This is a genomic window from Mycetocola sp. (assembly GCF_025464835.1).
Lineage (GTDB): Bacteria > Actinomycetota > Actinomycetes > Actinomycetales > Microbacteriaceae > Mycetocola_A.
In genome coordinates this window covers 22,897-33,614 of sequence record NZ_JAODMP010000092.1, presented here as the reverse complement: position 1 = coordinate 33,614, position 10,718 = coordinate 22,897, and the positions used below count along the sequence as shown (strand labels likewise).

The window sequence follows — 10,718 nt, the reverse complement described above, 5'->3', positions numbered from 1 at the left end:
GAGATCTGAGTCGACATGGATGCCGCGTTGATGGCCAGCGCGTCGTAGAACTCGTCCGGAGCGATGCTCAGAACGGTGATGACGATCTGGACTTCGTTGCGCAGGCCGGTGACGAAGGACGGGCGCAGCGGCCGGTCGATCAGGCGGCAGACGAGGATGGCCTCGGTCGACGGACGGCCTTCGCGGCGGAAGAACGATCCGGGAATCTTGCCTGCAGCATAGCTGCGCTCTTCCACGTCAACCGTGAGCGGGAAGAAGTCGAAGTGGTCCTTCGGGTGCTTGCCAGCGCTGGTGGCGCTGAGCAGCATGGTTTCTTCATCGAGGTAAGCAGCGATGGCACCCTGTGCCTGCTGTGCGAGACGGCCGGCTTCGAACCGGACTGTGCGCTTGCCGAACTTGCCGTTGTCGAGGATAGCCTCGGCGAACTTGATTTCTGGACCTTCCATAGGTCTCTCCTTACGTTTAGCGCCGCCCCGTGTGGGCGCACGCTCTGCATAGGAGCAGGAACAGGCAGTAATTACTCAAACCGTGTGGTTTGGCTGATCTCCAGTAGAAAATCGCTCTCAGCGCCGCCGTGGGTGCCGGTGTACCGCAATGGGGTTTGTCGGGGCCCCGACGCGAGAGAAATCCACCACCGAGGACCAGCTTCCTGCCGGCCTGCTCCGTGAATATGTGCCCGATATCTCTACCGGACCATGTAAAGCCTAGCAGAGGAGCGGTTTTTCGCAGCGGGGAAGACCCAAATGCGCGTGTCCCTTCTGCGAACGGATGCCGCCGACTCTCCCCCGTCGGCAAGCGCCATGGAGCGCTCTTCCGCCGGCCTCGGCCGCGGGAGTACGGCGGCTCTCAACGCACGAGGCAGGGCCGCGGGGGTGAAAACGGAGAATGCCGGGCATCGACGACCGCACGGGCCTGCTCGCCCTGGCCCTGGACCCGGCGGGCCCGAGCGAGCCCCGGCCGCTCGCCGCTGACGAATACGCTGGCCTCACTGCCCGGCATGGCCGGATCCTGCGCGCCGCCCTCGCCATGAGGGGCGGGGTGAGCCTCGCGGTCTGGACCGCCGGCGCCGTCGCCGAAATCGATCTGTGGCGCCGCATCCGGATCCGCCGTTCGCCGGACGGCAGCACTGTCGCGGTACTCATCCCGCCTTCGCCGGTGAGCGCAGCATCCGACGATTCCTGGAGACGGGCCGGCCAGTACGCGCGGATGCTGCACTCCCGCGGGTTCGATTCGGTCGAGTTCGATGTGATGGCCGGGGCGAGCGGCGGCGGGCTCAACGTGGTGATGTACGCCGTGGCCCAGAGGGCGGGCGCGAGCGTGGACTCGCTCCTTGACACATGGCGGAACGTCGGAAGCGCGTGGCGCCTGATGCACCCGCCCGGTTTCGCCCGGCTCGATTCGGTGCTCAGGGGTGACGGGTACTTCTGGGTGGAGGTCCGGCGAGCGCTACGAGAGTTCCACGACCCGGCGGTGAGCCGGATCCATCACACGCACCGGGCCGTGAGGATCACGGTGGACCTGTCGGCGACGATCATCGACAAGGACGACCCCGTCGACGCGCTCGGCGCCGGCCTCGTCGTCACGCTCTCGAGGCGTTCCGGCGCGTGGGAGCGGCTGGTCACCCTGCTGTCGTCTTCGGCGACACCGGACTCGCGAATCCTTGCCCAGGTGCTCGACCTCCGGCGGCGGACCGCGCGGCAGTGTGCCGTCTACGCGGTCGGTTCGCTGGCGACCCTCCTGGCGGCAGGCTGGGCGCTTTGGGCGGGCGGGCTCTCGGTCTCCTCCTGGATCCTCGCCGCCGCTGCGGGCCTGCTCGCGGCGCGCGCCGGCCTGCGCGCCCGTTCCCCGGAAGAGGGAAGCACACCTGGCCTGGTGTACAGCGCCGGCACAATCGGTTACGCCGCCTGGGTTGTTCTGATCGTCTGGGTGCCTGGCTGGATCGAGTCGTTCCATCCGGATCCGGGCACCATCCTGCCGCTGACGGTCGCGGCAGCGGGTTTCCTTCTCGCCGCGGTACTGACCATCGGCTGGCTGCCGGTCATCCCGGATCTGCCGCGGACCTGGCTGATCAACTGGCTGACCGTCTCGCTCGTCGCCGCGGCGGCTTCCGGAATGCTGGCATGGGTGGCCACTCGACTGCGCGGCACGGGGTTCGGTGTGCTCGACACCGGTACTGCCGTGGCACTCGTGGTCCTTGTCTGGGGCTCGCTTGTCTGGTGGATCCCCGAGATACCGGAAGGGACAGTCGCTCGCTGGCGCTCATACGCCGTGTCGGACGACCTCCGGCGCACGTACCCGGTTTCTCCGGGTGCTGACCTCAGTCCCGGACCCGCGCCCACCAGGCCCAGCCGACAGCGAGAAGCACCAGTGCGACGGCGGCGATCAGCACGAACTTGATCGCCGCTGCGAGGAACGCGAGGGCGATATTGACGATCGCCCATGCGATCACCATCGCGATGACCAGCACCAGGATGCCGACAAGGAGGTTCTTTCTGGCCGTCTTCATGTCTCCAGTTGAGCACACGAGGGCGTGGGTGGCGTGCACAAACGACGATGCCGCCCCTGTCCGGGCGGCATCGAGCGAAAGCGTCCGATCAGCTGGGCTGATCTTTCGACAGGCTCAGGAACCACCACCGACCGCGCTGAGCGCGGCGTCGAAACCGAACGGGTCGCGTACCGTTGTGGATCGCTCGGACGCGATCACCAGGGGCACCAGCTCGCTCGCGGCACGGTCAATCCGGTCAGGCAAGGTCTTGATGGTGTCTGCGCCACTTCCCCAGTCCTCGGATGCCGCGAAGACGCTTGTCGGGACGACGACGGCGTGCAGGTACGTGAACATCGGCCGGATCGCGTAGTCGAGCGCCAGTGAATGACGCGCGGTTCCCGCCGTCGCACCGATCAGAACGGGCATATCGGTGAGCGCCCTGTTGTCGACTACATCGAAGAACGATTTGAACAGTCCGCTGTAGCTGGTCGTGAAGATCGGGGTGACGGCGATCAGACCGTCGGCGTTCGTGACAGCGTCGATGACGGCTTCGAGCTTCGGGCTGGCGAAACCGGTCAACATGTTGTTCATGATGTCCTGGGCCACGTCTCGCAACTCCACGGTCCTCACCTCGACCTCGACACCCTTCTCCTCCAGCCGGGCCACGGTGGCCGCTGCGAGGCGGTCACCGAGCATCCGGGTGGACGAGGGCTGGCTGAGGCCGGCCGAGATGACGGCGAGTTGACGTATGGTCATTACTTCACCTCCACGGAGTAAGTGGCGCCCTGGGCACCCGGAACTGCCGGGTCCTGACGCTCGGTCGCTGCCTTGAGCGCCTGGTGGGTGGGAGCTTCGGGGACATCCGCCGGGCGGTTCTTCGCGAACTCACGACGAAGCACCGGGACGACCTCTCCACCGAGCAGGTCGAGCTGCTCGAGAACGGTCTTCAGCGGCAGGCCGGCGTGGTCCATGAGCCAGAGCTGGCGCTGGTAGTCGCCGACGTAGTCGCGGTAGCCGAGCGTGTTGTCGATGACCTGCTGAGGGCTTCCAACGGTGAGCGGTGTCTGCGAGGTGAAGTCCTCCATGCTCGGACCGTGGCCGTAGACGGGTGCGTTATCGAAGTACGGGCGGAACTCGCGGATGGCGTCCTGGGAGTTCTTGCGCATGAAGGCCTGGCCGCCGAGTCCGACGATGGCCTGGTCTGCACGACCGTGGCCGTAGTGCTCGAAGCGCTGGCGGTAGAACGCCACCATCTTCTGGGTGTGGGATGCCGGCCAGAAGATGTGATTCGAGAAGAACCCGTCACCGTAGTACGCGGCCTGCTCGGCGATCTCGGGGCTGCGGATCGAACCGTGCCAGACGAACGGCGGAACACCGTCGAGGGGGCGCGGAGTGGAGGTGAACCCCTGCAGCGGCGTGCGGAACTGGCCTTCCCAGTCGACGACGTCTTCACGCCAGAGCTTGCGCAGCAGCGCGTACTTCTCCAACGCGAGCGGAATGCCCTGGCGGATGTCCTCACCGAACCACGGGTAAACGGGGCCGGTGTTGCCGCGGCCGAGGGTCAGGTCCATGCGTCCACCCGAGAGGTGCTGCAGCATCGCGTATTCCTCGGCGATGCGCACCGGGTCGTTGGTGGTGATGAGCGTCGTGGCGGTCGAGAGGATGATTCGCTCGGTCTTGGCGGCGAGGTAGCTGTTGATCGCGACAGGGCTTGACGGGAAGAAGGGCGGGTTGTGGTGCTCGCCCATCGCGAAGACATCCAGCCCCACGGCCTCAGCGTGCTGCGCGATGGTCAGGATGTCCTGAAGACGCGAAGCATCCGTCGGGGTATGACCGGTGGTGGGGTCGGTGGTGATGTCCCCGACGCTGAAGATTCCGAACTGCATGATCGCCTTCCAGCAGAATATGGAGTCCATTCAATTGAATAGACATGAGGGGTAACGAGGTGTCTCTGCAATCTATTCCGTCTGAGGATGAAACTTTTCCGCAATAGGGTGGAGGGGCGAACGATGCAGAGTAGGGAGCACCGATGAGCGCTGGATCGCAGGAACAACAGGCGGCAGCAGCGCCGAAACCACGGGTACCGTTCTGGGACAACGCGCGGTTCGCCTGCATCGTCCTCGTCGTCATGGGTCACGGCATCCAGAGGATCACGTATGACTCCGATGCCGCCCTCGTCACATACCTCTGGATCTACGCGTTCCACATGCCAGCGTTTGCGATTGTCAGCGGGTACTTCACGAAGAGCGGGCCACCGACCGTCCGCCAGATGAAGCGAGTGATCACCGACATTCTCGTGCCGTACGTGATCATGGAGTCGATCTGGACCCTGGTCAAGTTCCTCGTCGAGGGTAGAAGCGAACTCAACCCGACCCAACCGAGCTGGACGCTGTGGTTCCTCCTCGCCCTCGGCATCTTCAGGCTCGTTCTGCCGTATCTGGCGCTGCTGCGCTGGCCGCTCGCCTGGTCGCTGATCGTGTCGGTCGGCGTGGGTTATCTCGACAACGTCGACAGCACCTTCTCGCTCGCCCGGGCACTCGGCATCCTGCCCTTCTTCGTACTCGGCTGGCAGCTTCACCGCTGGAAGCTCGTCGACCGGTGGCGGGTCGTTGAACGCCAGACCTGGTTGATCCGTGCGACCGCGATCGTCTTTCTGCTTGCCTCGGTCGCTGTGCTCGCCACCTTCATCGACCTGTGGCGTGCCATCGACCTTCAGCACTGGTTCTTCTACGACCAGTCGTACGCAGGGTTGGGCGGTGACCAGTGGTGGGCAGGGGGTGTGCGGCTGGTGCTCATCGCCCTCGCGGCGCTGCTCAGCGCGGCGTTCTTCGTCCTGCTCCCCCGGCGTGAGACCTGGATGACGACACTCGGCCAGTACACGATGTATGTCTACCTGCTGCACAGTTTCGTGCTCTATCCGCTTCGCGAGAGCGGTGTGCTGAGGGGGGAGGAGATCCCCGAGCTCTACCTCGTCGGAATGCTCGTCTTCTCCCTTCTCATCGCGATCGTGCTGTCGAGCGGGCCGGTGCGCAAGCTGTTCCGGCCGATCGTCGAGCCGAAACCGAAGTGGATCTTCACCGACCACAGGGATGCCCCTCCCGGCCCGTCCCGACGCGACCCGACGGGTGCGCAGCGCGTTCTCCCGCCGACTGCGACGCCTGAGCGGTGATCCTCAGCGGGTCGCGCCCACCGGACGACGGGCGTTCGCCGCGCGGATCGCACGCGCCTTCCGCGCGGTGAGGATCAACCCGACGAGCACGCCGAGGACGGCGCCGCAGGTGTTGGCCAGGATGTCCCTCGGGTCGGAAACCCGGGCGGGAAGGAAGATCTGGGCGGTCTCGATGGCCACAGTGAGGCCGAAGCCGAGCATCATGGCGAGCCACCACAGCCTGCGGCCGAACAGCAGAACGAGGAACAAGCCGATCGGCAGGAACATGCCGATGTTGGCGGTGAATTCCAGTCCGCTGTACGTGATCCAGGACGTCGCCGAGTACCGATCGAAGAGAGCCAGCGACCGGAAGAGCAGGCCGTTGGGGTCGTCATCGAACGGCTGGGGGCCGAGCGTGATCCAGCCGACGAACGCCAGATACGCGACGGTGAAGAGGCCGAGTACCGGGTGACGATGCAGCATCCGCCTAGTCTGCAGTAACTTTCTGGGCGAGCGCCGCATCGGCCGCCTGCTCGCGGCCGAGAACCGAATGGCGGCGTCCGTACGCGAAGTAGATGACCACCCCGATCGCCAGCCAGACCAGGAACCGGACCCAGGTCAGCGTCGTGAGGTTCAGCATCAGCCAGGTGCACAGCACGGCGGAAAGGATCGGCAGGAACGGTGCCCACGGCACGCGGAACGCGCGCGGCAGGTCCGGGCGCTTCTTCCGGAGCACGAGAACGGCGATGCTGACGAGCACGAAGGCACTGAGTGTTCCGATATTGATCATCTCCTCGAGCACTCCGATGTCGGTGAGTCCGGCGAGGAGGGCGACGAGTACACCCGTGATGATCTGGACGCGCACCGGGGTGCGCCGCTTGTCACTGGTCACGCTGAGGGAGCGGGGCAGCAGACCGTCACGGCTCATCGCGAACAGGACGCGGGCGAGCCCGAGGAGGAGGACCATGATCACGGTCGTGAGACCGGCGAGGATACCCACCGAGATGACCTGCGCCGCCCAGTCGGCTCCCACCGCCACGAACGCTGTAGCGAGCGACGGGTCCTCGGCCTCAGCGAGGGTCGTGTACGGGACCATCCCGGTGAGCACCAGGCTCACACCGATGTAGAGCACCGTGACGATGGCCAGACCGCCGAAGATTCCGCGGGGCAGGTTCTTTTGCGGGTTGCGCACTTCTTCGGCACTCGTGGCGACGACGTCGAAGCCGATGAACGCGAAGAAAACGAGGGAGGCCCCGGCCAGCAGGCCGAAGACCCCGTACTGCGCGGGCGCCGCACCCGTCATAAACGAGAACAGCGACTGCGCCCACACGTCGCTCGAACCGCCTTCGGTCGCGCGGGCTTCAGGGATGAACGGCGTGTAGTTCTCCACCTTGATGAAAAAAGCGCCGACGACGATGACGAAGAGGACGATGGCGACCTTGATGATCGTGAACACGGCACCGACCCTCGCAGACAGTTGCGTGCCGAGCACGAGGAGGGTGGTGAAGACAGCGACGATGAGAAACGGCCCCCAACTCACCTGCAGCCCCAGAACGCTGATCGTGTCCGGCACGTTCCAGCCCCACAGTTCGAAGACCAGCGACAGGTAGATGCCCCAGTACTTGGCGATGACCGCCCCGGCTGTGAGCATTTCGAGGATGAGGTCCCAGCCGATGATCCAGGCGAGCAACTCGCCGAGGGTGGCGTAGGTGAAGGTGTACGCGGAGCCGGCGACCGGCACGGTCGAGGCGAATTCGGCGTAACACATGATCGCGAGCGCACAGGTGATCGCAGCGAGCACGAATGCGAGGCTGACGGACGGGCCCGCGTAGTCGCCGGCAGCCCGTGCGCCGACCGAGAAAATGCCGGCGCCCACGGCGACGGCGACACCCATCACCATGAGGTCCCAGGTGCCGAGCGTCCGCTTGAGACTGCGGTGTTCGAGGTGCGAATCGGCGAGGGAAGCCTCGATGCTTTTCGTGCGCCAAAGACTCATCGTTGTCCTTCCGATTCTGTGGCCCGAATGGGGCACGTACTGAGGATGCCAGATCTCGGCCCACACGTCGAGAACGCCGCGCGAATGAGAGGATCGAGTCCATGACGGATGCGACGACGAAGGTAATCGAGAACAACGAGGCAGCGGCGCCCTGGTGGACCCGGGCTGTGGTGTACCAGGTGTACCCGCGCAGCTTCGCCGATTCGGATGGTGACGGCATCGGCGACCTGGCAGGCATCCGCTCGAGACTCGGTTACCTTGCCGAACTCGGCGTCGACGTGATCTGGCTCTCCCCCGTCTACCCGTCGCCGCAGCACGACAACGGCTACGACATCCGCGACTACGAGGACATCGACCCGGTCTTCGGCACCCTCGCCGACTTCGACGAGCTGGTCGCCGAGGCACACGGGCGGGGCATCCGGATCGTGATGGACCTCGTCGTGAACCACACCAGTGATGAGCACCCCTGGTTCGTCGAATCCCGGTCGTCGACGAGCAATCCGAAGCGGGACTGGTATTGGTGGCGTGCGCCCCGGGAAGACGGGAGCGCCCCGAACGGCTGGACGAGCGCGTTCTCGGGGCCGGCGTGGACGCGCGACGAGACGACGGGCGAGTACTACCTGCACCTGTTCGCGAAACAGCAGCCCGATCTGAACTGGGAGAACCCCGAGGTGCGGCAGGCGGTGTACGCGATGATGCGCCGGTGGCTCGACCGCGGCGTCGACGGGTTCCGGATGGACGTCATCAACCTCATCGCGAAACGGGTCGAACTGGTCGACGGGCCGGAGCGTGGCTCAGGGCTGGGTTTCACGATGGGCCCGCAGATCCACGATTTCCTGCAGGAGATGCATCGGGAGGTCTTCGCGGGCCGCGAGGGCGAGTACCTCACCGTCGGAGAGATGCCCGGCGTGAGCATCGAGGATGCGGTGCTGTTCACCGACCCGGCGCGCGCCGAAATCGACATGGTGTTCCAGTTCGAGCACGTGTCGCTGGATTCAGGCAGCCACAAGTTCGACGCGATCCCGCTGGACTTCGTCGCCCTCAAGTCCAATCTGGCCAGGTGGCAGGACGGTCTCGCCGAACGCGGCTGGAACAGCCTGTACCTCAACAACCATGACCAGCCCCGGCTGGTGTCCCGGTTCGGTAATGACACCGAGTACCGGGTGGAGTCAGCGACCCTGTGGGCGCTCGTGCTGCACCTGCACCGCGGGACTCCGTACATCTACCAGGGTGAGGAGATCGGCATGACGAACGTGAAGTTCGAGTCGATCGAGCACTACCGCGACATCGAGTCGCTCAACCATTACCGGGAGGCGGTCGATGACTACGATCAGGCGCCGTCGAGTGTGCTCGCCGGCGTTCATGCGCGCGGGCGAGACAACGCGCGGACCCCGATGCAGTGGGATGCGACTGAACATGCCGGCTTTACCACCGGGACCCCGTGGATAGCGGTGAACCCGAACTACCCCGAGTTGAACGCTGAGGCGGATCGGGCGTCAGGCAGAAGTGTCTTCGACTTCTACCGCAAGCTCATCGCCCTCCGGCACGAGAACGAGACGGTCGCCCTTGGCGGGTTCGAGTTGCTCGAGCCGACACATCCGACGCTGTATGCGTTCATGCGCACGTCCTCATCCGAGCGCCTGTTCGTCGTGGCCAACGTCTCCGACGAGCCGTTCGACGGCGAACTCCCCCTCGACATCGGCGGCGCCGAGCTCGTCCTCGGCAACTACCCCGTCGACACCGACGCTCCCCTGCGGCCGTGGGAGGCACGACTGTACCGGCTGTGAGCGGCGCGGCTGCCCGCATCCGTACCGGTTCCCCGGCAGAAAAAACGGGCCGCCCACCTCGCGGTGGACGGCCCGTTTCTCTAAGACTGAATTAGCGACGCAGTCCGAGACGCTCGATGAGCGAGCGGTAGCGGTTGATGTCGACATCAGCCAGGTAGCCAAGCAGGCGGCGACGCTGACCGACGAGCAGAAGCAGGCCACGACGTGAGTGGTGGTCGTGCTTGTGCTCTTTGAGGTGCTCGGTGAGGTCTTTGATCCGCTGGGTCATCACGGCGATCTGGACCTCGGGGGATCCGGTGTCACCTGGGTGAGTTGCGTATGCTTCGATGATCGCCTTCTTGGCTTCGCCTTCAAGTGCCATAGGTGAATCCCCTTTTCTCTCGTTGCGCGGTGCCCGTCACAGAGTGTGCAGGCTCTCTTTATCCGCGGCCGTTGGACGGCAACCTCAAGAGTTTAGCAGGTTTCGATCCCCCGGTCGGCGCTAGGGTGAACCCGTCCAGCCGGAACAACGGACGTCGTGCTAACACTGTTCGAAAGGGTCGCCATGAACCAGCTCCTCTCTTCACTCCTACGGTCTTTGCCCAGCTTCCCGGATGACCTTCCGGCGTTCAGGACCGGTGACGCGCCGGAGGACCCGGTCGATCTCTTCGTCGACTGGCTGAGCCAGGCCGTCGACGCTGGTGTGCTCGCGCCACATGCCATGACTCTGTCGACGAGCGGGCCGGACGGCGTCGTCACCGCGCGAACGCTGATCCTCAAGGACATCGACGAGCACGGCTGGGTGTTCGCCTCGCGTGATGACGGTGTCAAAGCACGCGACCTGGGGGCGAATCCGTTCGCTGCACTGACGTTCTTCTGGCCGCAGCTCGGTCGGCAGATACGCGTGACCGGTCCCGTCCGCCAACTCCCGCAGGCGGACGGTGAGGCGGACTTCCTGGCCCGGCCGGAGGAGGCGCGTGCCGCCGCTTTCGTAGGGCACCAGAGCGAACCGCTCGGCTCACGCGAAACGTATGCCGCCGCGTATGCGGATGCGGCGGCGCGCATCGCTGAGAACCCCTCTCTTGTCGCCCGCACCTGGAACACGTGGGCGGTCGCGGCGGACAGCGTTGAGTTCTGGCAGGCCTCCCCCGACCGGGCCCACGTCCGGCTGCGATACCGGCTTCGCGGCCGGGCATGGGAGCGCGGTCTGCTCTGGCCGTGACCCTGGAGCCGCGCTCAACAGGGTGGTTCACCGGAGCCACGCACTCAACAGGAGAAACCGGCCGTTTCTCGGCGTGCGAACTCAGCCCCGGTCGGGGTAGC

At 65.4% G+C, this 10,718-nt stretch carries 10 protein-coding genes and 1 pseudogene; 4 read left to right on the top strand and 7 right to left on the bottom strand.

Going from position 1 to position 10,718, the window contains the following annotated elements:
* Positions 1 to 446, bottom strand: a pseudogene (locus tag JWP90_RS11505) (polyribonucleotide nucleotidyltransferase); the annotation flags it as partial.
* 439 nt (positions 447 to 885) lie between these two features.
* Between JWP90_RS11505 and JWP90_RS11500 the strand changes: the two are divergent.
* A complete protein-coding gene (locus JWP90_RS11500) occupies positions 886 to 2,397 on the top strand; it encodes a patatin-like phospholipase family protein (protein ID WP_297364150.1) in 1,512 nt (503 codons plus the stop codon).
* On the opposite strand, the gene JWP90_RS11495 is transcribed toward JWP90_RS11500, so the two are convergent.
* The 3 genes from JWP90_RS11495 to JWP90_RS11485 form a co-directional block, all read right to left on the bottom strand.
* Entirely contained in the window at positions 2,318 to 2,506 is a 189-nt protein-coding gene (locus JWP90_RS11495; protein WP_297364148.1) for a hypothetical protein, read from the bottom strand. The two genes, JWP90_RS11500 and JWP90_RS11495, sit on opposite strands and share 80 nt — an antisense overlap.
* 114 nt (positions 2,507 to 2,620) lie before the next feature.
* The gene (locus JWP90_RS11490) at positions 2,621 to 3,241 is read right to left on the bottom strand and encodes an FMN reductase (RefSeq protein WP_297364145.1); all 621 of its coding nucleotides are present in this window, start codon (positions 3,239 to 3,241) and stop codon (positions 2,621 to 2,623) included.
* A complete protein-coding gene (locus tag JWP90_RS11485) occupies positions 3,241 to 4,371 on the bottom strand; it encodes an LLM class flavin-dependent oxidoreductase (RefSeq protein ID WP_297364153.1) in 1,131 nt (376 codons plus the stop codon). The genes JWP90_RS11490 and JWP90_RS11485 overlap by 1 nt, the downstream gene beginning before the upstream one ends.
* 143 nt (positions 4,372 to 4,514) lie before the next feature.
* On the opposite strand from JWP90_RS11485, the gene JWP90_RS11480 reads away from it, so the two are divergent.
* Positions 4,515 to 5,654, top strand: coding sequence for an acyltransferase family protein (locus JWP90_RS11480; RefSeq protein ID WP_297364142.1), 1,140 nt, complete (start codon positions 4,515 to 4,517; stop codon positions 5,652 to 5,654).
* A gap of 3 nt (positions 5,655 to 5,657) precedes the next feature.
* Here the strand turns inward: JWP90_RS11480 and JWP90_RS11475 are convergent, their stop codons facing one another.
* Together JWP90_RS11475 and JWP90_RS11470 are read right to left on the bottom strand one after the other, a co-directional pair.
* Positions 5,658 to 6,116, bottom strand: coding sequence for a VanZ family protein (locus tag JWP90_RS11475; RefSeq protein ID WP_297364138.1), 459 nt, complete (start codon positions 6,114 to 6,116; stop codon positions 5,658 to 5,660).
* 4 nt (positions 6,117 to 6,120) lie between these two features.
* Positions 6,121 to 7,629 (bottom strand): amino acid permease, encoded by a 1,509-nt coding sequence (locus tag JWP90_RS11470; protein WP_297364136.1) that lies wholly within the window; start codon positions 7,627 to 7,629, stop codon positions 6,121 to 6,123.
* A gap of 101 nt (positions 7,630 to 7,730) precedes the next feature.
* Between JWP90_RS11470 and JWP90_RS11465 the strand changes: the two genes are divergently transcribed.
* The gene (locus JWP90_RS11465; protein WP_297364133.1) at positions 7,731 to 9,416 is read left to right on the top strand and encodes an alpha-glucosidase; all 1,686 of its coding nucleotides are present in this window, start codon (positions 7,731 to 7,733) and stop codon (positions 9,414 to 9,416) included.
* A 91-nt stretch (positions 9,417 to 9,507) separates the two neighbouring features.
* Here the strand turns inward: JWP90_RS11465 and rpsO are convergent, their stop codons facing one another.
* Positions 9,508 to 9,777 carry a 30S ribosomal protein S15 gene (rpsO, locus tag JWP90_RS11460; RefSeq protein WP_090710911.1) on the bottom strand — a complete coding sequence of 90 codons (270 nt, stop codon included), beginning with the start codon at positions 9,775 to 9,777 and terminating at the stop codon, positions 9,508 to 9,510.
* 183 nt (positions 9,778 to 9,960) lie between these two features.
* Between rpsO and JWP90_RS11455 the strand changes: the two genes are divergently transcribed.
* Positions 9,961 to 10,617 carry a pyridoxal 5'-phosphate synthase gene (locus JWP90_RS11455; RefSeq protein ID WP_297364128.1) on the top strand — a complete coding sequence of 219 codons (657 nt, stop codon included), beginning with the start codon at positions 9,961 to 9,963 and terminating at the stop codon, positions 10,615 to 10,617.
* The last annotated feature ends 101 nt before the right edge of the window (positions 10,618 to 10,718 follow it).

Coding starts and splice junctions, on each gene's coding strand:
- JWP90_RS11495 (WP_297364148.1), bottom strand. CDS start 2,506: ATGAAGACGGCCAGAAAGAACCTCCTTGTCGGCATCCTGGTGCTGGTC.
- JWP90_RS11485 (WP_297364153.1), bottom strand. CDS start 4,371: ATGCAGTTCGGAATCTTCAGCGTCGGGGACATCACCACCGACCCCACC.
- JWP90_RS11465 (WP_297364133.1), top strand. CDS start 7,731: ATGACGGATGCGACGACGAAGGTAATCGAGAACAACGAGGCAGCGGCG.
- JWP90_RS11490 (WP_297364145.1), bottom strand. CDS start 3,241: ATGACCATACGTCAACTCGCCGTCATCTCGGCCGGCCTCAGCCAGCCC.
- JWP90_RS11475 (WP_297364138.1), bottom strand. CDS start 6,116: ATGCTGCATCGTCACCCGGTACTCGGCCTCTTCACCGTCGCGTATCTG.
- rpsO (WP_090710911.1), bottom strand. CDS start 9,777: ATGGCACTTGAAGGCGAAGCCAAGAAGGCGATCATCGAAGCATACGCA.
- JWP90_RS11480 (WP_297364142.1), top strand. CDS start 4,515: ATGAGCGCTGGATCGCAGGAACAACAGGCGGCAGCAGCGCCGAAACCA.
- JWP90_RS11470 (WP_297364136.1), bottom strand. CDS start 7,629: ATGAGTCTTTGGCGCACGAAAAGCATCGAGGCTTCCCTCGCCGATTCG.
- JWP90_RS11455 (WP_297364128.1), top strand. CDS start 9,961: ATGAACCAGCTCCTCTCTTCACTCCTACGGTCTTTGCCCAGCTTCCCG.
- JWP90_RS11500 (WP_297364150.1), top strand. CDS start 886: ATGCCGGGCATCGACGACCGCACGGGCCTGCTCGCCCTGGCCCTGGAC.